Raw genomic sequence first — 21,047 nt, 5'->3', positions numbered from 1 at the left:
CTGCCCAACCACCCTTATATTATTATTTCATGAATCAGATTACTCCAGACGGTTGAAGGTTATCCGTTGGCGATTGACGCTGAATGAGCGGGAATCTCACCGGAGGATAGAGCCTCCGCCTGCACCAACCCCGAATCCGCAGACAACTGCTCCTGCAGTTGAAGCTGCTGCGTAGCAAACTCGCGGTACATGTCATGCGACTCTAGCAATTCCTGGTGCGTACCGCTGCCTGTCACGACGCCTTTATCCAGGAAGATGATCTGGTCCGCATCAACCACCGTCGACAAACGATGTGCGATGACCAGCGTCGTCCGCCCCTGCATAAGGTTTTGCAGCGCTTGCTGCACAACAACCTCGGACTTGCTGTCCAAACTTGATGTCGCTTCGTCCAGCATCAAAATTTTCGGATCGCGCAGCAAAGCACGCGCAATCGCAATCCGCTGCCGCTGCCCGCCGGACAACTTGATGCCGCGCTCACCGACTTCCGTGGCATACTTTTGCGGCAGCTCTTCAATAAACGTGTCCGCATACGCCATCTGCGAAGCCAGCTTCAACTCCTCCAGCGTCACCTCACGCTGCAGCCCATAACAGATATTATCCCGAATCGTCCCTGCAATGAGCGGACTCTCCTGTGAAACATATCCGATCTGACTCCGCCAGGAAATGAGTGAGAACTGATCAATCCCATCCGCACCTAATGTGATGGAACCCCTCTGTGGCGAGTAGAACCTCTCCAACAGCGAGAACGTAGTCGTCTTCCCGCTTCCGCTCGGACCCACAATCGCCGTCACTTTGCCCGCTTCCATCGTAAAGCTTACATTTTTAAGGACGGACTCCCCTTCTTTGTAGCCATAGGTCACTTGCTTGAAGTGAATCGACTGGGACGCGTTCGCTACAGACACACCTGCATGCGGGTTCTCTTCTTCATAGTCCAGCACCTTGAGGATCGTATCCGTCGCTCCCATTGCTTTTTGCGCTTGATTGAAAAACTGCGTAATTTGCGTAATCGGCATCACAATTTGAAATAAATACAGCATGAAAGCAACTAACTGCCCCGCAGAAATCGCCCCCGAAGCCACCCGCATGCCGCCATAACCGAACAGCACGACAAACAGCATGAGCATGACAAACGTAACAAGCGGCGCCATTAATGCCTGAATCTTGCCTTCGCGGAGTCCGAATTTAAACAGCTTTTGAATCCCTGAACTTCCTTCCTGATACTCAATAGGCTCTGCATTCGCCGCCTTTACCAAGCGGATCTCAGAGAGCACGCGATTAAGCACCGAAGTAAAGCTTGCCGTCTCGGCCTGCATGCCTTTAGAGATTTTGAACATTTGCCGGCCTAGCGGAAATAGGATGAGGAAAGCCAGCGGGAACACGCTGAACATGATGAGCGTCATTTTCCAATCCATATATAGAAGTACTACAACCGAACCGACAATCGAAATGACGCCAGTTACGAATCCCGACGTATGCTCTGCAATTAGCCCTTTAATCACGGCAGTATCGTTCGTCATCCGGGAGATCGTATCCCCCGTCTGGTGGTTATCGTAATATCCGACTGGCAGCACCAGCAGCTTTTTCCACAAACGGTCCCGAATGCCTGCCACCACACTCTGTCCCGCATAATTCAATAAGTACACCGATACGCCGGAGGCTATAGCCGACCCCACGAATGCGATGGCCATGCCGCTAATCTGCATCCAATTCAACGCATCGATGGAGAAGCTGTCAACGACATTTTTCGTAAATAGCGGAATCACCAGACTTACCAATGTTGAAATAATGCTTAATCCTAATGCTATGCTTAACAGAAGCTTAGGCGGTTTCGCCTGCATGAGCAAGCGGACGAAGCCCCGCCAATTGCTCGCGCCCTTAGGCGCTTCTTTCCTTGTAACTGCCATGTATCTCTACTCCTTTACCCGATCGGACGTTCATCCGTCTTGTGAATGATCTTTTCAGTATCTCTTTGCAAAAAGAATCATACACCTGTATTTTAAACGGAATATAAACGGGAACGAATCGGTCCGCAGATGTAGAGGGGCTGTTAGCATGGGACTACACCTTCACCGTGGCCTGCTCCCGATGCCAAGCTATCGTCTCCTTAAGCGCCGTACGCAGCGGCGTTGGTCCCGCTTTCTCTCCAAAACGCCGAATAAACTTGCTGCAGTCCACATCGAATGGCTTCTCGAATTGATACAGCATTTCGATCACTTCCCTAGCCGCGGGTATAAACAGCCCCCCTAAGCGGAGCATTCCCCGGCCCATCGTACCAATACGCGGAGAATGCCCTGCTGCCTCGTAGGCTAATTCCGCGAATTGCCGGGTGCTGACTGTCTCTGCATGCGGGACATGCCACGCTTGACCGAAGGCATCCTCATGCTCGCTGAGCGTCACCAAAGCCCGGCCAAAATCATCGATATACGTAAAGGTATGCGGCGCGTCCAGATCACCCAGCAGAGAGCAGGCTTTGCCTGCCGCAACTGAAGCGAAGAAACGAGCGCCCACGTAGGAGTTGTTCACATAGGGCCCGTAGAAATCAGCCCCCCTGCCGATCGCTACTTTCACCGTCCCTTTGCGATGTAAATCGAGCAGCCCTTGTGCTATCTCGGCCCTTACCTTTCCTTTCCGAGTGTCTGCCTCATACGGAAGCCCTTCGTGGATTGGCCCGCTCACATCGCCATACATGTAAAGGTTGTCGCCCATAACTAAATTTGCCTGATGATACGAGGCTGCTTCCGTAATGTGGCCCATCAACTGCTGAAACAGTCCCTCCCACCTGTGATACGGGGGCTGCGCGCATTGAAACACGTTATTCGCCCCCTGCAGGGCAGCCCGCGCTCCAGAAGCCGACATAAGATCGGCCTGAACGACCTCTACTTCAGCAGGGACATTCGCCTTACCGGACGAATTCACGACCCGGACCCGTTTCCCTTTGTTCAAAAGCTCTCTCATAACTGCCTTGCTGAGCGGCCCTGCTCCTAAAATGACCTCCATGCTCCATCCTCCTACTCCTTCATCACTGCAATGACTGGCTTATAAAACAAAAATAAACCCTATAGCAGCTATAGGGTCAATACGCTTTTTACCGGAATTTGCAGATCGACAATAAAGTCATCCGTATTCCTCATATGGGTAAAATCAATCAAATACCGCTCCAACACAGGACCGTTTTCCGCATAACCGTTCAGATTCATCCAATCCCTCAAACGTTGATACAGCCCTTTGCACGATACTTCATTTGGAAATCCCGCATAAACGGCGGAGATGTAATCACCACCCGGCAGCCACCGGGTAAAAGCAGGCTCCTCTGCGGCTGGCTTGAGCGGCACACAGACTTCGATATCTGAATCATTGCGGTCGAACGTCAGCAGATCATCATGATAAATCGTCAGGATGTGCCCATCCGTCGTAAACCCGTGTTCTTTAACGCGGTCGATCAGCGCCATGAACCGAATGATGGATGTTTCCATGCCGCATACGTCACGCTTGCGTTCAAATGCAACGAACCGATCAGGGTAGGTCTTCAGCTCGACAACGACTTGTGTGTGCTCAAAGGCCTGAAGAAGCTGCTCATGATCTTCCAAAAGCCGCAGCCGTTGGTCAATATTGCCGACTATTGTCCCTAGATCGAGAATCGCTTGCTGCGCTTCCGCCCGCTTAACATGGAGCAGTTCGGGGATGATCCTCCCGCTTTTGCTTCTCAGCACCTGGCCGATCTGCTCCAGCGTGAACTGCATGCTTTGTAAATCCTGAACGATTTTAATTTGTAAAATATCTTGGCTCGAATAATACCGATACCCATTCTGACCGTCTACCCGGTGAGGTTTAACAAGCCCGATTTTGTCGTAAAAATGAAGTGTCTGGATGGAGGTCTGACAGATCTTGGCTGTTTGTCCGACAGTATATCCTTCCATGCTAGGCGCGACTCCCTTCGTAACAGCAATTATGCCTCCGTTGAAATCTGCCAAATCACACCGAAAGGATCCTCCAGGCGGCCGAACATCGTCCCCCAGAACATGCGCTCAAATGGCATCTTCACCGAGCCGCCGCGGGATAGCGCTTCGAATATGCGCCGTGCTTCATCTTCCGTTCTAAATTCCAGCGTCAAATCCATGCCGTGTCCTCGATCCACCGTTTCCGCACCTGCATCCGCCATGAAAAAACGCAGACCAAGCGCATGAAGCTCCAAATGCATCACGCGATCCTTCATCGATTCATCAGCACCAGGCATTTCTGCGAACGTTCTAAGGCTGACAATTTCACCGCCAAAAGCTTCTACGTAAAAGTCCGCCTGCTTCCTTGCATTGCTGCTGTACAAATATGGTGTTAGCGTTGCCATGCTTATTCCTCCTATAGGGTTTGGTCGCTTCTAGTTGATCATACCATGTTCTCCCGCAAAAATAAGCTATCCCCCTGAAACCGCCATCCACGCAAAAACACGCCGATCTATCTAATAATCAACCCTACACAGCGCCGCCATAGTGCTTGGGAAGTTCCAGTAGAGTGATGCGTGCAGGCTCTGTGCCTTCTTGCAGCTGATTTTGTTTTTACTGTTTCTTTCTATACAATATGAGGGTAAGACATTTCTATAGATGATTTCGAGGAGGTATTTAGATGAACACTTTTACTTTTTATAATCCAACCACGCTGCATTTCGGTCAGGGGCAACTCGAGAAATTAACGGCGGAGGTGCCCAAATACGGAAAAAACGTGCTGCTTGTTTATGGCGGCGGAAGCATTAAGCAGAACGGCCTCTACACCCAGGTTGTTCACCTGCTGAAGAGTATCGATGCTTCGATCTTCGAGCTCGGCGGCGTTGAGCCTAACCCAAGACTCACGACTGTGCATCGCGGTGTTGACTTGTGCCGCACCCAAAACATCGACTTGATCCTCGCCGTTGGCGGAGGCAGCGTAATCGATTGTGCCAAGGCGATTGCCGTTGGCGCCAAGTACGAAGGCGACTTCTGGGATATCGTAACACGCAAAGCGACCGCTACCGGCGCACTGCCGCTGGGCACCGTGCTCACGATTGCCGCTACCGGCTCGGAAATGAACTCCGGCTCCGTTATTACGAACTGGGAAACCAAAGAGAAGCTCGGTTGGGGCAGTGTGTTCTCCTATCCGAAATTTTCGATATTAGATCCCGCACATACAACCTCCCTGCCTGAGAATCAAACCGTTTACGGAATGGTCGACATCATGTCTCACGTATTCGAGCAATACTTCCATCACGGCGCTAATACGCCTATTCAAGATGGTTTCTGCGAAACGATTTTGCGTACTGTGATCGATACCGCTCCTCGTTTATTGCAGGATCTGAACGATCTTGAGAATCGCGCCACGATTCTTTACAGCGGCACCATGGCGCTTAACGGAATCCTCAGCATGGGGGTTCGCGGCGATTGGGCGACGCATAATCTGGAACATGCGGTGTCAGCCGTTCATGATATCCCGCACGGCGGCGGCCTAGCGATTCTGTTCCCGAACTGGATGACCTACACGCTGGATGCGAATGAAGCGCGGTTCAAGCAGTTCGCGCAGCGCGTTTTCGGCGTTACGACCACTGGTAAATCGGACCGTCAAGTCGCCGAGGAAGGGATCGCCGAGCTTCGCGGATTCTTTAACTCCATCGGTGCGCCAAGCCGCTTGGCGGATTACGACATCGATGACTCCACCATCGAGCTAATGGCCGATAAAGCCATGGTTTACGGCGATTTCGGGCACTTTAAGAAGCTGACTCGCGAGGATGTCGTTAACATTTACCGGATGTCTCTGTAGACCGGTAAATGTCATTTACAGACTTAGTGCTTCTGTGAAATAATCAAAGGGAATTTATCCCATTTCATGGAGGCTGATACACGTGAGTGAACTTCAGGAGCTTCATGTGCAAAGTCCGATTAAGAACCGGATCAGCACCGTCTTTCTTCCCGTTCGGAACATCGAGCGCGCGCGAGATTGGTATTGCAAGATGCTTGGCCTAGCTGCAGACGGGGAGATTTTGTTCGGTCATCTCTACGCCCTTCCGATGGAAGGCGTATCCCTAGTGCTCGATCAAATGCCCATGTGGGGCGGCGACAAACCGGACGGGCCGCCTGCGTATCAAACGCCGGCCTTTATGTTTCAGACGGATGATATCCAAGCTGCTTATCAGTTCATGAAGGCGAACAACGTGGAGCTTGTGACGGAAATTCAGGGTGAGCAATGGTTTGTTTTTAAAGATCCGGACGGCAACCTGCTCATGGTGTGTAAGTAGGCGAACGGGCATATAAAAGGGGCTGATCTTAAGTAGATTCATCTACTTGAGGATAGCCCCTTTGCTTTTGGAATGATGGGTTTCACCGCCATACCTCACTGAGAAGCGTGCCACCGTGACGCGAAATCTGAAACGCCTAATCTGCCAAATGGCTGTTTATGCAGCAAATAGAGGAACGTAGTTCCCTCAATCTGCGACATCGCTGTTTTTTGAGAACGCAGCCCTAGTTCTTTCATGTAAATGCTGACGGTACGCTCTGAGATGGATAGTCCATCTTTCCACAGGCCGCTCCTCGACACCTGCATAACCTTGCACATCTTCTCCACTCGAAATTCAGAGCGATGTGCTTCGATGAATTGGAACCTTAGTTCCTTTTTTTGCTGAAGATGTGCAATTAAAATCGCCAGTTCATCCTGCAGATCCTGATTCTCCCGCTCAGAAGCCTTAAGGCGTTCTTCCAGCTGACGCCGTTTCTCTGGGTTACCCACAGGCTCATTGTATCGTTGGGTTGCTCTTCCAAGGCGGACACCCCCTTCATTCGGACCAGCGTTCCTCGCGAGGACACCTGTCATGGCAACCGCAGCACCGTATAATCGCGCCACTCCTCCGGCAGCAATCGCTGATAAAGCGGCTGCAGGTACCGGTCATCGATCAGCAGCAGCACGCCGCGATCCGTTTCAGAGCGGATCAGCCGGCCCCCTGCCTGCTGCACTTTGTTCATGCCTGGGAAGACGTAGGCGTACTCGTAGCCGTTTTTGCCTGTGTCTTCGAGGTAGGCCTTGATCAAGTTGCGCTCCGGTCCCAGCTGCGGCAAGCCTACGCCAACGACAGCTACGCCGGTTAGCCGCTCACCGACCAGATCGATGCCCTCCGAGAAGATACCGCCCATCACGGCAAAACCAACGAGCGTCCCTTCCCGGCCGGACTGAAACTCGGCCAAGTAGCTCTCCCGCTCCTCTTCTGACATCTGCGCCGTTTGCACCAGCACGTGCAGACGACCAAGACCATGATCATCCTGCTCACCGGCAAGATCCGTAAAAGCCTCATACACGCTGCTCATGTACGCATACGAAGGAAAAAACACCAAATGATTGCCCGAATCATGCCGTGTCACCATGTCATAAATCGAGCGGGCAATCGCCTCCCGGCTTCGCTCTCGGTCCTGATAGCGCGTCGACAGCGGCTGGACGAAAACCTCCAGCTGTTCCTTGGCAAAGGGCGAAGGCACGCTCACGGAGTAGTCCTCCTCGCCGGCACCTAGTGTGTCCATGAAATAGGACAGCGGGGTAAGCGTCGCTGAGAAGAAAACATGCGAGCGGTAGCCTTTCCCCATCTGCCGAAGCAGATGAGAGGGATCTAGGCAGAACAGCTTCACGCTGACTTCGTTCCGGTCAGACGTGAACAGCGTCATATACCGTTCATCGTACAGCTTGGCGATGCGCACGAAATTGTGCGCTTGGAAGTAAGTCTCCAGCAGCAGCGGACTCGCCTGGCTCCCGGCGCTCGCAGCGAGCTCTTTCTCCGCAGCTGCAAGAAAGCCATCCAGCAGCGCCAATAGAGCCTCCGGCAGCTCGGACTCCACCAGCATCTGGCGGTCCCCAATTCTTTTGCGCAGCGTAATGAAATATTGGTTAACAGCCTTTGCCGCATCGTGCAAATCAGCGCGGAGGCCTTTAAACTCCCGCTGCAGCGCGAGGAACCCGGATTTGGCCAATGTGCTGCTGTACATCTCCCGCGCCCGGTCAATCAGATTGTGCGCTTCATCCACGAGCAAATTCGTGTACCTCTTCTGTTCCTCGAAAAGTCGTTTTAAATTGACGCGGGGGTCAAAAATGTAGTTGTAATCGCAAATCACCGCATCTGCGGCATAAGCGACATCCAGTGAAAATTCAAAAGGGCAAACCCGATGCTTCCGCGCATACGTCTCAATTACTGTACGCGTCATGATCGTCTCCGACCTAAGGAGATCAAGCACTGCCTCATTGATGCGGTCAAAATAGCCATCAGCGAATTCACAATGCTCCTTGGAGCAGCGGACTTCCTCTTTCAAACATACTTTGTCCTTCGCTGTTATGGTCACGACATGCATGTGAAGTCCCTTTTCCTGAAGGAGCCCATAAGCCTCCTCCGCTGCCGTACGGGTAATCGTCTTGGCCGTCAAATAAAAAATCCGCTGCAGCAGCCCCTCCCCGATCGCCTTGACCGATGGAAAAAGGGTCGACATCGTCTTCCCGATGCCGGTCGGCGCCTTAGCGAACAGCTTGCGCCCTTCGCCAATCGTTTTGTACACCGCCCCTGCAAGCTTCCGCTGCCCTTCGCGATACGCCGGAAATGGGAAAGGAAGCTCCTTGATGCTTGCGTTCCTCCGCTGTTCATGCTCATACCTCGCCTGTGCATAGGGGTAATACTGCTCAACTACCTCATGCACGAACCGTTCCAGCTCGCTAAACGAGGCTTCCCGCACAAATCGGCGCGTATCTTCCGTCTCAACATGCATATAAGTAAGTTGAACGCGCATCTGATGAAGCTCGCGATCTTTGGCTACCATATAGGCATAGCACATTGCTTGCGCCCAATGAACGGGGTAGGAATTCTCCTCAATCTCGCCGATATCCGATGAGGTTGATTTAATTTCATCCACCGTCATCGGGCCGCCGTCCGCATGCTGAAGAAGACCGTCACACCGCCCGTCAATGACGAAAAGGAGCTCCTGATAGGCAATCTCAGCGGAAACATACACTTCATGCTGATCTGACTCGCCGTATTGCTTCTGCAATTTTTGATGCGCCTTGGTGCCTTCAATCAAGGCAGTGCTCGTCCGAAAGCCGGACTCGATACTTCCGCTGCGAAACACATATTCCACCAGAGATCGTACGGAAATGTTAATTGTTGCGGCCATTCGTCCTTCTCCGTTCTAGAACATTTGTTCTTTATTGTATCATGCAGACAGACCAAATATCTACTTTCCCAGAAAAGGAGCCCCCATGTTCTATTTCAGTAAGATCTTCCTCAAACTGCTGCGAATGAACAATAAGTTCATCTATAGTCTAGCCTTTCTCTTTATCCTGCTATCTGCCACCAGCGCTTATTACCTGGAAAAAGAAACGTTCGGCAGCATCTTCAACGGACTTTGGTGGGTGATGACAACCGTGACCACAACGGGATACGGAGACTACGCGCCAAAAACGGTGGCAGGCAAATGCCTAGGTATTTTTCTATACATTTTCGGAATCGGTCTAATTTCCGTCACGATCAGTAAAGTCGTTGACTCATTATTCGTATACAGGCAGCGAAAGGAAGCGGGCAAATTGAGATATCAGGGCGAACAGCATTTTGTCATCATTGATTGGAGCAAAAACGCCGAGCTGGCGATCCAGGAAATTTTGAGCACCGACACATCTACAGAGATCGTGCTGATCGATACCCTCGAGAAAACACCGATCGTACATAACAGGGTCCATTATATTCGTGGAAACCCCACACAAATGGAAACATTGGAAATGGCTAATATGGCAAAAGCCCGCTCTGTCTTTATCTTCGCCAACGAAATAACCGAAGACCAGGCGATGCTGCGCGATCCCTCTTTTGTTGATGGCAAAACGCTGCTTGTCGCTACAACTATCGAGCGAAACTACCGCAACGTCCACTCCATCGTCGAGATCAAAAACAGCGAAAATATGCAAAATTTCCAGCATGTCAACGTGAACGAATTCATTCTCGGCTCCGAAACCATTTCGCAGCTTGCCGTTCGTTCAGCTTTCTCACCGGGATCGTCCCGGATTGTGTCGCAGCTCTTGACCAGGCAGTCCAGCAGCAACCTTCATGTGCTTGGTAAAAGGAAATCGTGGCGGACGTACCGCGACGCGTTCGAACAGCTGCTCTTTGAGGGCGCGACACTAATCTCCGACCGCGATCAGCTGAATATTAACCGCAAGCTGGATCAACTCATTCCGGAAGAAGCGCAGCTCTTCATTATCTGTGACGTCGAGACCTTCGAGCGCATTTCTAAGCTAACCTAACCTAAAAAGGACACCAAACTCTCCATATAACGAGAATGGTGTCCTTTATGCTTGCGTTTACCCCTTAGGCTTAGCCTGAGCCTGCTGAACCCAACGGAACGGCGTCGTGTTCCAAAATAAATCCGGATTGACCTGCACATTATGCGCCCAAAAAGTAAAATGCAGATGCGGCCCGGTCGAAAACCCGGTCGTGCCGACGAGCCCGATGATGTCCCCCTGTTTCACTCGGTCTCCTGTTTTCACCCGCAGCTCGGAGAGATGCGCGTACTGCGAAAAGAGCCCCATCCCATGATCGAGATAAATGGAATTGCCGGTCAAATACAGGCTCTCAGCCAGCGCCACGACCCCATCATTGGTCGCTTTGATCGGCGTGCCTTCCTTCGCGGCCAGATCTACCGCCATATGCGCGCTGTCGTACTTCCCGTTGACATAACGGGTATACCCATACGGCGTCGTCAAAATCCCCTCGATGGGCTTCACGAATGGCCCGCTGAACAGAAACTCCGGCTCGGACTTGCTTCGCGCCAGATCGATCTTCTTCTGATCGGCTGCAATGCGCGCCGTATCTTGCTTCATGCTCTCCATCTCAGAGGTAACCTTCAGATACTGAGTTTCGAACTTCTTCGGTACGATGGTCAACGTCTGGTCACCGATCGGATATTTGCCCGGCTTCGCACTCATCGAAATCGGCAAGTAAGTGAAATACCCCGCTCCGTATGGCTGAAGCGTGTACGTTTTGTTCAGCCAGGTAATGGTCCCTGGCTCATCGTGACGCACAAGCACCGCATCTCCGGGTGCCGCGCTTTCCGGCACGAGCTTCCATTTGGCGCTCATGATCCCCTTTGCTGCTTCTTTCGTAGCGTAAAGCTCCCGCTCCTTCGCCAGCTGCTGCAAATGTTTCTTCTCTTTGAGGATGGCATCCTTGACCTCTGCGGTCATGCCATCCACCCAAGTCTGCCCCCCGTCTGCGGTTACGAGCAGCGGATTCTTCGCATCCTTGCTATTTGCGGGCAGCGCCCAGCCGATACGAGGCGTCAAGAACTGCGTTTGTTTCACCGGTAACGCAGCAGCGCCTAAAGTAACCGTCTGCGGATTAGGATTAGGATTTGGGCTGGAGCCAACCGCGCTGACCGAACCCGCCTCTAAGCTTAAAAGCTCCGTTAGCGAGCCATCAACAGCTTTCTCATCGGCTGCCACGTCACCCGCGGCAGGCTGCCACTGACCGCCGCCATCCTCTGTCGCTTCGATCCCATCGGCATATTTCACCCAGCCACGGTCCAGATCTACCATGCGGAACTCCAAAGCCTCTCTGGGCGGAGGTGTCGGAGCCGGTGTTGCCGCGGCAGGAGTATCCTTCACAGCATTCCATGAAGAGAAAGAACCGAATGGCGATTTGCCTATTACAATGACGGCACAAGCCGCAAGCAGACAAGCGCCCGCCAGGAGCGGCCATTGCCGGCGTTTTTTGGACTTCACAGCATCTATTCCTCCCTCGCTTGCGATGGGCTAGTCTTCCAATACGAGTCCATAATAACATAAAAAACCCGAAGACAGCAGTGTCTCCGGGCCTTTGTTATATTAAATTTGCACGCCTTTTTTGAGCGCTTTCTGATCACTGCTCGTGTTATTAACTAAAGGAAGTAACTTGACGCTTCGAACCATGGTGGACTGACACAAATGGCAAGTCGGAACGTGATCGAATGTAAAATTATCTCGCATCCAGCCTTTACAGCCTTCTTGTTCACAAGACCATATCGTCACATTTTCTAGAGGCATCTCTTCAAAGGACTTTTTTCTGGAATACATGATGAACCTCCTCAGCGTTTTACTTAAGTTAAACTTCAATAGCTAAATTGAAAAAGACTGCCATTACACAAGTAAAGGCAGTCTTTTAAATTATATTACAGTTTTACAACGTTTTCTGCTTGTGGTCCGCGGTTGCCTTGAACAACGCTGAACTCAACTTGTTGGCCTTCATCCAAAGTTTTGAAGCCTTCGCCTTGAATAGCGGAGAAGTGAACGAATACATCGTTGCCGCCTTCAACTTCGATGAAACCGAAACCTTTTTCTGCGTTAAACCATTTTACTGTACCAGTAGCCATGAGAAATACCTCCAAAAATTATTAACATGTTTTTTATTCTTCAAAGAGAAAAAATTCACACATTGTATAAGGTTCACTAACAAAAATGAAAACCCTTTACAATATGTGAATTCAGGTTCTTTTTGTCGATTGGATTCATCATAACATATCCCTTTTGAAAACGCAAACTATTTCCAATTCTTACATGCTGTTGAAATCGCTTACCTGCAAGTTAATAAAAAACTCCCTTACGGGAGTTAATCATGACGATCCTCGCCAAATAAGACGCCTTGTATTTCATTGTTAACTTCGACGTTAAGCCTCGTCTTGAAATAATCAACGACAGCATCGACTGCTTTTTCGGCTTGGAATTCAGATATACCCGCTTCTTTGGCAACATGATCTCGAACGATATGCTTCATATGATCCCACTCCTCTTCAATTAGAAATTACAACAGGATTCATTATCTGCAAACAGCAGGCGGGTTATTCAGGTAAAACTACCCCAACTTTAGTCTAGGTATCACTTGGTCCCTGGACCGTTTGCCGCTTAAGGCAAGGTCTCTATACTGAAGGTATCGCAAAACACTTAGGAGGGTTTTCATTTTGTACAGCTTAAGCATTGAAACCATACTGTCAGCCTCTTTACTACTCGTCATTTTCAGCTGGATCGGAAGCGTTAAAGCTTCCCGACTGCTATATAGCCGCAGCATTGATCACATGCACCGCAAAACACGCAAGCTGCTGTTCTGGTCATGGTTCCCGGTCATCCCTGCCGCCGCTGTTCTAGGTGCTATCACCTGGATGCAGCAAACGATGTCCGCTACTTTCTGGATCGATCATGTGCTTATCCAAGCTCCGCTGGTTATTCTTCCACTTTTAACCATCTGGTTTGTATCTGTGCCTAAACTGCTCAAGCTTCGCTCGATCACGAAAGCCTCAGGCGAGACGGAACAGGCGGTCCACGCCGATTTGACAGCACACCTGAAAGCCGCTAGCCCCAGCCTCGTCCTTCCTTTTCAAATGATGGCGCTCGCCGCGTTAACTTCCTTTTATTTCGCCTTAGTTCCGCCAGTGCCTTTCAAATGGCTCGATATTTCCGTTCCGCTGGCCGTCCTTGTACTGGCAACGGCAGGACTTTGGTGGAGACACCGGATTCGCTTTCAGCAAGTAAGCAGGATGGAAACTTATACAGCTCCTGCATTTTGGAAACGCAGCTTAGCTATGCTCAGCGTATTCGCTGTGCTGGCAACATCAGGCTACTACCTCTTTACGTATGCCATGGACAAAAGCGAGCTGCCCGCCGAAATCGACATGGCAAGCGGGACGCATGAGTATGGCGGTGCGGCGCCCGCAGACATGAGTCAGCATAACCATAGTGGAATGGCTGCAATGACCACCTCCCCGGGCCAAATGATCTCGGTCGCCGACCTGACAGGTCCGCGCGAGGGGACGCCGGATCGCCATTTTACACTGTCCGCGCAGAAGAAAACCGTCACGCTAAGCTCCGGCAAAACGGTCGATGCCTGGACATACAACGGGCAAATTCCGGGACCGGAGCTCCGGATGAAAGAGGGAGAGTTGATCGAGGTTACGCTCCTTAACCTAGATATCGAGCAGGGCGTAACGGCGCATTGGCATGGTCTGGATGTGCCGAATGCAGAGGATGGCGTTGCCGGCGCCACGCAAAATGCAGTCATGCCGGGTAAATCGTACACGTACCGCTTCCGCGCCGAGCAGGTGGGCACCTTCTGGTACCATTCACACCAAGACTCCCGCGAAGCCGTAAGCATGGGACTCTTCGGAGCGCTGATCGTGGAGCCAAAGACGGAACCTTTACAGCCGGTGAGGGACATTACCGTCATGACGCATCGCTGGAAGGGCGCTTCGATTGCAATCGGCGCATCCGATCAACTCGAACGCTTGGCGATCGCTCCAGGAACGCCTGTCCGTATGCGGCTCATTAACACAGACGATTGGGTGAATCAAACCTATACGCTCGTCGGTACGCATTTTGAGGTGGCGTCCATTGATGGAACAGATCTGAATAAGCCGGATGTATTGACCAATACCCGCGTGATTGTGCCTACCGGCGGCCGTTACGATATCACATTCGTGATGCCGGAGCGCCCCGTATATCTGAATGTTGGAGCAAACCGCAATGGAGGCATTCTAATGTCTTCCGATGGCAGAGGGGACATCCCGGAGGTTCCACAGACTGTCCCCTTCGATCCCCTAGCATACGGAAGCCCGGCTGCAACGGCTTTTGACGCGGGTAGCCGCTTTGACAGAGAGTTTACTTTAATTCTGGACAATAAACTCGGTATTTTTAACCGTAACTTTGATTTCCTCTATACATTGAATGGGGAAGTATTCCCGAATACGCCGATGTTTATGGTCAAGGAAGGAGATCTCGTCAAAACGACCTTCATTAACCGCGGGAATGTCGAACACCCGATGCATTTACATGGGCATCATGTGCTTGTCCTGTCGCGCAACGGCAAGCCTTCCACCGGCAGTCCTTGGTGGTCCGATACGCTAAACGTTCAGCCGGGAGAGACGTATGAAGTCGCCTTTGTCGCCAATAATCCAGGTTTATGGATGGATCACTGCCATAACCTTGTGCATGCCGCGGCTGGCATGACGATGCACCTCATGTATGAAGGTATTACAACGCCTTATTCGCTGGGCAGCGGGACGCAGAATCATCCGGAGTAAAAGAGGGAGGGGATGTAGGATGTGTGTCAATATACATGACATCTCGTTGACAAACAAGCAGCATCCGACTACGATAGAGGTAAGCAGGAACAACAAGAACTGAATACTCACTTTCGTATAACCTTAATAATCGGATTAAGGGTCTCTACTTAGAAACCGTAAATTTCTAGCTACGAAGAATGTGCGCATTTGCATATTTTTCGTGGCTAGTTTTTTTGTGTTCCTAACGTCATACAATAAACAGAAGCAGGAGGTTTATGCCCATGGCGACTATCCTTATTAAAAATGCAGAAATAGTAACAATGAACCGCGACGGGGATATTTTCATCGGAGATATGCTCATTGAAGACGACAGGATCAAGGCAATAGGGCCTAACTTGGATGTGGATCCGGCACAAGTTGATAAGGTGATTGATGCTAAAAACCGTACAGTCATCCCCGGCTTCGTGCAGACGCATATTCATTTATGCCAAACGCTATTCCGCGGCAAAGGGGACGATCTGGAGCTGATGGATTGGCTAAAACAGCGGATCTGGCCGTTGGAAGCCTCCCACGACGAGGAGTCCATCTATTATTCCGCCTTGCTCGGGATCGGCGAGTTGATTCAAAGCGGCACGACAACCATCGTGGATATGGAGACGGTGCATCATACCGACTTTGCTTTCCAAGCCATCGCATCCAGCGGAATCCGCGCATTGTCAGGCAAAGTGATGATGGACAAGGGCGATGAAGTCCCATTTCCCCTGCAGGAGAAAACGTCCGAATCGCTTCAGCAAAGCGTCGATTTGCTGGAAAAATGGAACGGTCATGACGGCGGCCGCATCCAATACGCATTTTCACCGCGATTCGTCATCTCGTGCACGGAGGAGCTGCTGCGTGAGGTTCGCAGCCTGTCGGAGCAGTACCAAGTGAAGGTGCACACGCACGCTTCAGAGAATCTCGGCGAGATCGAGATTGTGCAGGCCGAGACCGGCATGCGCAATGTCGTCTATCTCGACCACTTGGGCCTTGCGAATGAGCGCCTCATTCTGGCGCACTGCATTTGGCTGGATGACGAGGAGAAGCGCATCATCCATGAGCGCGGCGTCCATGTCAGCCACTGTCCCGGCTCCAACCTGAAGCTGGCTTCAGGTATTGCCGAGACGCCCGACATGCTGAAGCTCGACATCTCCGTCTCGCTTGGCGCCGATGGCGCGCCGTGCAATAACAATCTCGACATGTTTAACGAGATGCGTTTGGCGGCGCTCATTCAGAAGCCCGTACACGGACCGACGTCGATGAACGCGCAGACGGTCTTCCGCATGGCCACTATCGGCGGTGCCCGCGCGGTCGGCATGGAGAAGGAGATCGGCAGCCTGGAAGTCGGCAAGAAAGCCGACTTAGCGATTCTCGATCTGGTCAATTTCCACACGTATCCGTCCTTCGACGTGGACCCGATCTCGCGCATCGTCTACTCCGCGACACGGGCCGATGTAGAAACGACGATCATTAACGGTCGGATCGTCATGGAAAATCGCATCATGCGGACCATCGACAAGGACATTGTCCTACCTGAAGCAAATCGCTCGATACAGCGGCTGCTGAAGCGCGCCAATCTGCGGTAACAAAAGAAACCGTCAGGGAAAATTTTCCCCTGACGGTCCTTTTGGGTTTAGCGATCAGTGCGTAAGATCAGCAAATCTCTATTTTTGCCTCACAAGCACCCCATTATTTCACCCACAACAACTTCCCAGCCTCCAGCTTAGTAAGCTTCGTAACATCTACCGCTGCGTTCAGCTTCTGAATGGCTTCCTTCTGCGTTTTGGTTGCCGGCTCATTCCTGAGGATCGCATCTAAATTATCATAAGCCACTTTCTTGACCAGTGCAGGATCACTAATGGCATCCAAAACACGATACATCGCTTCAATGGCCGCGTCTTCGCTTGCAAGTCCAAATCCGGAATCGGTGCTCAGCATAAACTTGTCCGGGAATTGTTTGATAACGGGAAGGAAATCTTCGATCCGATTCGTGCTTTCCGGATTGAGCACGGTAAAGCCCGCAAAAAAGTCCATATAAATATTATCATGCTTCTCTAATAGCAGCTTGATATTCTCAGGTGAATTATAGGCGTTGGCATGGCCGAAAATAAAGGTCGTTTTCGGATGGGCAGCCAAAGCTTCTTCCAATTTATCAATAACGAAGCCATTCGGAGGATCCATATGGAGCAGAATCGGCGCTTGATACTCGGCACAAAGTTCATAAATTTGCGGGAGGAAGCCGTCCATGGGATCTTTTGCTTTCCATTCCACTTTCGATACAACCGGCGAATAATAGGAGGCTGCGGCAATTTCCCCAAGGCCAAAGTAGCCTTGTTCGAGATTTTTTCTCACGACCTCAAGACTGGATGGATCGTGCAGATCAAAGCCCGAGAAGTAAGGCACGAAGAAGTCAGGCCTATCTTTATAAGCCTCCCAAGCATAGGCATCGGTTCGAATAGCGCTTGACTCCGAAACATCTCCAAAGAGAACAACGCGATCCATTGCGTCTCGTTTCCACATACTTTGCATGCCATCATACTTGAAATCACTCGCATCATGGTTATGCGCATCAGCCAGCGGTACTGGGCCATACTGCGTGAGCAGATCGTCAAAGCTCTTTCTCACGGGTGCCGATGGCAGTGCTTCGACTGTTGCCGTTGCTATCGGGGAAGATAGAGCTTCAGCCGGCTTGCTTGTCCTATCCGTGACATCCAACGATCCCAAACGCCATATCCCAACTCCAATACCAACGCATGCTGCGCTTACAATTACAAGTGTTTTCACCGTCATCCTAGGTATCATAGACACTCCTTTGTTCAATCCCCTTCAAATTCAACCTCCTAAATTATACCATACTCTCCACGTTGTAAAATATAAACAACACATGCGTTTGGGATGTTCGGTTCCAGTGAACAAGTTTCCAAATTTACTTTCAGCCATATACTATTGCAAACATTCATGAACAGGGAAGTGGACTCCAATGACTCACGTCTCAAAACCTCTTTTACAAACCAAAGCGCAGGTGAGGCTGGCAGTGGGAGCACATCAGCCCGAACATTCCGCCCGAATCCTCCAGACCCATAACCCGCGAGTACTCAAGATTGTACCTGTAGCTGATCAAGTGGGTGATATCCGCGTCAATTCGGTAACAGGCCGCGTCTATTTTGATCATAGCGACAATCAAATAGGTGTGCTGGACGGCAACACCAACCAAGTAATCGGCAATGTGGGGACAGGCGATGGCACCGCGTTCCTGGCCGTGAACACCCGCACCAACCGGGTCTATGCAACAAACTTCCGCGCTGGCACCGTCTCTGTGATCAGTGGTATTACGAATAAATTGATCACCAACGTGTCTGTTGGCGAGCACCCTTTTGGCATCGCCATTCATCGCGGAAGAAATCGCATTTATGTTGCTAATACAAGCGGAACCATCGTTATTATCGACGGCGGCACCAACCGTATCCTTCAAACTTTAAAGGTCGGCGGATCGCCAGCACTAGTCGCCGTTAATGAACGAACGAACCGCATCTATGTCACAAATGTAGGCAAAGATTCCGTTCATGTTATTAATGGCTTGACGATGCGCTTGATCAAGACAATTAAAGTTGGCCGCAATCCGATAATTACGCCGGGCATCCTCCCACAAACAAATCGGATTTTTGTGGCTAACAACCTTAGCCGCTTTGCTTCCGTTATATCCGGCTCTACCTTAGGGAAAAGCACCCCCATTCAACTGGGAAGACGCCAAAGCGAGATCGCCGTAAACCCCTTAACGAATCGCATATATATAACAAGCGCGCAGCAGGTAGGAAAGGGCAAGCTGTACGTTATAAATGGACAAACGAATACGATTATTCGTTCCTTGTCGATTCCCACCTTCTCTTCGCTCCTCGTCAATCCGTTGTCGAACCGCTTTTATATCGGGGATTCGGAGACCCGTGACTTGTTCGTCTATAACGGGCTAACAAATTCACTGCTTGTTAAGCTGCGCACTGGGCTCTCCGCAGGGAACATGACCTTGAATACGCGCAGCAACCGGATCTATGTTGGAAATGAAAGATCGATTACAGTCATTCAAGATTCACGCTAACAAATAAGCCCCAAAAAACCCACATCGCGTGGACTCTTGGAGGCTTTTTCTTATTAACTCTCGCCGCTTGAGCGAAGGGAACTATTTTTGCGCTGCACAGCTTTCATGAGATCGGCGTTAACATTATGCCTGTCTGCCATATGAATCAGCTCACCGACATCCTTAGGAAGGCATTTACCGCCGTACCCGCGATTATCCTCATATACAAAGGTATGACTCCGTCCGATTCTTGGATCCTCCAGCCATACCTCACGCAGCTCATTGTAATCAATACCGTGTGCTCCGGCAATGTCATAGAACTCGTTGCAGAACGATACTTTAAGTGCCAGAAAGCAGTTTTCCATATACTTTGCCAGCTCCGCAGTACGGGCATCGGTCTGCCGAATTCGGACGTCTGCATTATACACCTGCTGATAAGCACGGATTACTAAACGGATGTCGGCGGATTGTCCTCCGAGGGTCAACCATGTCCTATGCCGCAAGTCCGAGAATGGGTGATCGACAGTTTCCCCGTAATATTCCGGCTGGAACACGATTCTTTTCCCTGTTCTTTCCATCATTGCATCCGTAAATCCTACAGGAACGGTCGACCGGATGACGATCACTTTGGCAGTCAGCCATGAGATTACCTCTTCTACGATAGAAGTATCACATTGACCATCAGGAAGCGAGGGAGTTGGAACACAAATAAAAACAACCTCGCAATCATTTAATTCCGCTTCGCTCCCTATTTGCATAGGCAGATCATACACCGCAGCGTTTGGAAATAAAGCGTGGATTGCTTTTCCCACATGCCCGTAGCCAACTATACCGATTCTCATCATTTGTCCTCGCTCCTTGTTGTTCGTTGTTTCCAATTTGCACGGATAATGTTAGGCAGCAACCCGATCATCCTTTTCTTGCACCTGCTCCTGGCGCTTCTTCTGTACAGCTAGGAGGATGAAGACCAAGAAGTAGTATCCCCAATAACCAACGAACTCCTCCAGTGATGGATTCTGCGTATAGCCGAGGAATGCTTTAAAGAAGATGCCCACTTGACCGCTCAACAACGGCTCTTTCCCATAATCGCGGAGATATTGCACACCGTCGATGGGATGCTCCGGCATAAAGGCCGTAATATTATAGATTTCACCGATTTGGTGACCTGCCGTTTGATATAAACTGCCCATGATCCCTAAATCCTGCATGATTCCAATAGCCTGAACAAACAGTCCCGCAGAAATCATCATGAGAAAGACAGCGGTTATACGGAAGAAAGTGCCTAATCGAATCTTTTTAGTTCCTTTGAAAAAAAGGAGCCCAACCACGATGGCTAGAATAAGTCCGAAAAGTGCCCCCCAGCTTTCAAGCGCTTTCTGAATGTCGCCGCCTGTAATCGCTGCGAAGAAGAAAACCGTTTCCACCCCTTCACGCACAACGACCAGGAAGGAATGAACAACCATATTGATAGCGCCGCCAATGGTCAGAATATGGGCAACCTTGCTTTGAACTTTCCCTTGCAGCTCACTGCTTTGCTTGCCCATGAACATAATCATATGTGTTAAAAGACCGGACGAGATTAGCATGATCCCGATTTTCATGTAATTCTGACTACCCATGCTGGCAAATCCGGTTAGTAACACCTGGAAAGCCAGGGCTAAACCATAACTAACGATAAATGCCAGCAGCACGCCGACCCACACCCATTTATGCCACTTAATCGCGTCAATACGAGTTAAGTAGGTAAGGATGACACCGACAATAAGAATGGCTTCAAGTGCTTCGCGAAACGTAATGAGAAATGCCTGTAAATCCATAATCCGCCCCCTGTCCTCTATCTTCCCTCTCATACGGAAAGACACTTGCGCTTAAGCGGCACAAGT

Annotated in this window: 19 protein-coding genes and 1 riboswitch; of the genes, 6 read left to right on the top strand and 13 right to left on the bottom strand. The window is 50.6% G+C overall.

Annotated elements, in window-relative coordinates; translation table 11 throughout:
• Positions 1-59 precede the first annotated feature (59 nt).
• The 4 genes from J2Z65_RS15350 to J2Z65_RS15335 form a co-directional block, all read right to left on the bottom strand.
• The gene (locus J2Z65_RS15350; protein ID WP_167054731.1) at positions 60-1,904 is read right to left on the bottom strand and encodes an ABC transporter ATP-binding protein; all 1,845 of its coding nucleotides are present in this window, start codon (positions 1,902-1,904) and stop codon (positions 60-62) included.
• 154 nt (positions 1,905-2,058) lie between these two features.
• Positions 2,059-2,997 (bottom strand): NAD-dependent epimerase/dehydratase family protein, encoded by a 939-nt coding sequence (locus tag J2Z65_RS15345; protein ID WP_167054733.1) that lies wholly within the window; start codon positions 2,995-2,997, stop codon positions 2,059-2,061.
• 68 nt (positions 2,998-3,065) lie between these two features.
• Positions 3,066-3,917, bottom strand: coding sequence for a MerR family transcriptional regulator (locus J2Z65_RS15340; protein ID WP_167054745.1), 852 nt, complete (start codon positions 3,915-3,917; stop codon positions 3,066-3,068).
• Positions 3,918-3,946: 29 nt separating this feature from the next.
• Positions 3,947-4,342, bottom strand: a complete 396-nt coding sequence (locus tag J2Z65_RS15335; protein ID WP_167054747.1) for a VOC family protein — start codon at positions 4,340-4,342, stop codon at positions 3,947-3,949.
• Positions 4,343-4,617: 275 nt separating this feature from the next.
• Between J2Z65_RS15335 and J2Z65_RS15330 the strand changes: the two genes are divergently transcribed.
• Together J2Z65_RS15330 and J2Z65_RS15325 are read left to right on the top strand one after the other, a co-directional pair.
• Positions 4,618-5,781 (top strand): iron-containing alcohol dehydrogenase, encoded by a 1,164-nt coding sequence (locus J2Z65_RS15330; protein ID WP_167054749.1) that lies wholly within the window; start codon positions 4,618-4,620, stop codon positions 5,779-5,781.
• An 82-nt stretch (positions 5,782-5,863) separates the two neighbouring features.
• Entirely contained in the window at positions 5,864-6,256 is a 393-nt protein-coding gene (locus tag J2Z65_RS15325) for a VOC family protein (RefSeq protein WP_209855888.1), read from the top strand.
• Between the two features lie 95 nt (positions 6,257-6,351).
• On the opposite strand, the gene J2Z65_RS15320 is transcribed toward J2Z65_RS15325, so the two are convergent.
• Both J2Z65_RS15320 and J2Z65_RS15315 read right to left on the bottom strand, forming a co-directional pair.
• Positions 6,352-6,858: a hypothetical protein gene (locus J2Z65_RS15320; RefSeq protein ID WP_167054751.1), complete on the bottom strand. Its 507-nt coding sequence runs from the start codon at positions 6,856-6,858 to the stop codon at positions 6,352-6,354.
• Positions 6,825-9,155, bottom strand: coding sequence for an ATP-dependent DNA helicase (locus J2Z65_RS15315; RefSeq protein WP_167054753.1), 2,331 nt, complete (start codon positions 9,153-9,155; stop codon positions 6,825-6,827). The genes J2Z65_RS15320 and J2Z65_RS15315 overlap by 34 nt, the downstream gene beginning before the upstream one ends.
• Positions 9,156-9,240: 85 nt before the next feature.
• Between J2Z65_RS15315 and J2Z65_RS15310 the strand changes: the two genes are divergently transcribed.
• Entirely contained in the window at positions 9,241-10,275 is a 1,035-nt protein-coding gene (locus J2Z65_RS15310; protein WP_167054755.1) for a potassium channel family protein, read from the top strand.
• 57 nt (positions 10,276-10,332) lie between these two features.
• Here the strand turns inward: J2Z65_RS15310 and J2Z65_RS15305 are convergent, their stop codons facing one another.
• The 4 genes from J2Z65_RS15305 to J2Z65_RS15290 form a co-directional block, all read right to left on the bottom strand.
• Complete coding sequence (locus tag J2Z65_RS15305) at positions 10,333-11,751, bottom strand: M23 family metallopeptidase (protein WP_338111609.1); 1,419 nt, start codon at positions 11,749-11,751, stop codon at positions 10,333-10,335.
• A 102-nt stretch (positions 11,752-11,853) separates the two neighbouring features.
• Positions 11,854-12,081 carry a cold-shock protein gene (locus J2Z65_RS15300; protein ID WP_145665171.1) on the bottom strand — a complete coding sequence of 76 codons (228 nt, stop codon included), beginning with the start codon at positions 12,079-12,081 and terminating at the stop codon, positions 11,854-11,856.
• Positions 12,082-12,176: 95 nt separating this feature from the next.
• Positions 12,177-12,377: a cold-shock protein gene (locus tag J2Z65_RS15295; RefSeq protein ID WP_127453854.1), complete on the bottom strand. Its 201-nt coding sequence runs from the start codon at positions 12,375-12,377 to the stop codon at positions 12,177-12,179.
• Positions 12,378-12,613: 236 nt separating this feature from the next.
• Complete coding sequence (locus tag J2Z65_RS15290; protein WP_167054757.1) at positions 12,614-12,778, bottom strand: HU family DNA-binding protein; 165 nt, start codon at positions 12,776-12,778, stop codon at positions 12,614-12,616.
• 184 nt (positions 12,779-12,962) lie between these two features.
• On the opposite strand from J2Z65_RS15290, the gene J2Z65_RS15285 reads away from it, so the two are divergent.
• Complete coding sequence (locus J2Z65_RS15285; protein WP_240159575.1) at positions 12,963-15,074, top strand: multicopper oxidase family protein; 2,112 nt, start codon at positions 12,963-12,965, stop codon at positions 15,072-15,074.
• 93 nt (positions 15,075-15,167) lie between these two features.
• Positions 15,168-15,267: riboswitch (purine riboswitch) on the top strand.
• A gap of 70 nt (positions 15,268-15,337) precedes the next feature.
• Positions 15,338-16,678 (top strand): 5'-deoxyadenosine deaminase, encoded by a 1,341-nt coding sequence (locus J2Z65_RS15280; RefSeq protein ID WP_167054759.1) that lies wholly within the window; start codon positions 15,338-15,340, stop codon positions 16,676-16,678.
• A gap of 103 nt (positions 16,679-16,781) precedes the next feature.
• Here the strand turns inward: J2Z65_RS15280 and J2Z65_RS15275 are convergent, their stop codons facing one another.
• On the bottom strand, positions 16,782-17,894 hold the full coding sequence (locus tag J2Z65_RS15275) for an amidohydrolase family protein (protein WP_240159576.1): 1,113 nt from the start codon (positions 17,892-17,894) through the stop codon (positions 16,782-16,784).
• Positions 17,895-18,072: 178 nt separating this feature from the next.
• On the opposite strand from J2Z65_RS15275, the gene J2Z65_RS15270 reads away from it, so the two are divergent.
• Positions 18,073-19,185 (top strand): YncE family protein, encoded by a 1,113-nt coding sequence (locus J2Z65_RS15270; protein WP_167054761.1) that lies wholly within the window; start codon positions 18,073-18,075, stop codon positions 19,183-19,185.
• 53 nt (positions 19,186-19,238) lie between these two features.
• Here the strand turns inward: J2Z65_RS15270 and J2Z65_RS15265 are convergent, their stop codons facing one another.
• Together J2Z65_RS15265 and J2Z65_RS15260 are read right to left on the bottom strand one after the other, a co-directional pair.
• Positions 19,239-20,009: a hypothetical protein gene (locus J2Z65_RS15265; protein WP_167054763.1), complete on the bottom strand. Its 771-nt coding sequence runs from the start codon at positions 20,007-20,009 to the stop codon at positions 19,239-19,241.
• A gap of 48 nt (positions 20,010-20,057) precedes the next feature.
• Positions 20,058-20,981, bottom strand: a complete 924-nt coding sequence (locus J2Z65_RS15260; protein ID WP_167054765.1) for an FTR1 family iron permease — start codon at positions 20,979-20,981, stop codon at positions 20,058-20,060.
• Positions 20,982-21,047: the final 66 nt, after the last annotated feature.

The sequence above is a fragment of the Paenibacillus aceris genome, from assembly GCF_017874035.1.
Taxonomy (GTDB): Bacteria; Bacillota; Bacilli; order Paenibacillales; family NBRC-103111; genus Paenibacillus_E; species Paenibacillus_E aceris.
Note: the sequence above shows the minus strand (reverse complement) of the source record. Positions and strands in the feature narration are given on the sequence as shown.

Coding starts and splice junctions, on each gene's coding strand:
- J2Z65_RS15260 (WP_167054765.1), bottom strand. CDS start 20,981: ATGGATTTACAGGCATTTCTCATTACGTTTCGCGAAGCACTTGAAGCC.
- J2Z65_RS15310 (WP_167054755.1), top strand. CDS start 9,241: ATGTTCTATTTCAGTAAGATCTTCCTCAAACTGCTGCGAATGAACAAT.
- J2Z65_RS15315 (WP_167054753.1), bottom strand. CDS start 9,155: ATGGCCGCAACAATTAACATTTCCGTACGATCTCTGGTGGAATATGTG.
- J2Z65_RS15350 (WP_167054731.1), bottom strand. CDS start 1,904: ATGGCAGTTACAAGGAAAGAAGCGCCTAAGGGCGCGAGCAATTGGCGG.
- J2Z65_RS15335 (WP_167054747.1), bottom strand. CDS start 4,342: ATGGCAACGCTAACACCATATTTGTACAGCAGCAATGCAAGGAAGCAG.
- J2Z65_RS15300 (WP_145665171.1), bottom strand. CDS start 12,081: ATGTATTCCAGAAAAAAGTCCTTTGAAGAGATGCCTCTAGAAAATGTG.
- J2Z65_RS15265 (WP_167054763.1), bottom strand. CDS start 20,009: ATGATGAGAATCGGTATAGTTGGCTACGGGCATGTGGGAAAAGCAATC.
- J2Z65_RS15340 (WP_167054745.1), bottom strand. CDS start 3,917: ATGGAAGGATATACTGTCGGACAAACAGCCAAGATCTGTCAGACCTCC.
- J2Z65_RS15280 (WP_167054759.1), top strand. CDS start 15,338: ATGGCGACTATCCTTATTAAAAATGCAGAAATAGTAACAATGAACCGC.
- J2Z65_RS15330 (WP_167054749.1), top strand. CDS start 4,618: ATGAACACTTTTACTTTTTATAATCCAACCACGCTGCATTTCGGTCAG.
- J2Z65_RS15290 (WP_167054757.1), bottom strand. CDS start 12,778: ATGAAGCATATCGTTCGAGATCATGTTGCCAAAGAAGCGGGTATATCT.
- J2Z65_RS15270 (WP_167054761.1), top strand. CDS start 18,073: ATGACTCACGTCTCAAAACCTCTTTTACAAACCAAAGCGCAGGTGAGG.
- J2Z65_RS15295 (WP_127453854.1), bottom strand. CDS start 12,377: ATGGCTACTGGTACAGTAAAATGGTTTAACGCAGAAAAAGGTTTCGGT.
- J2Z65_RS15345 (WP_167054733.1), bottom strand. CDS start 2,997: ATGGAGGTCATTTTAGGAGCAGGGCCGCTCAGCAAGGCAGTTATGAGA.
- J2Z65_RS15275 (WP_240159576.1), bottom strand. CDS start 17,894: ATGATACCTAGGATGACGGTGAAAACACTTGTAATTGTAAGCGCAGCA.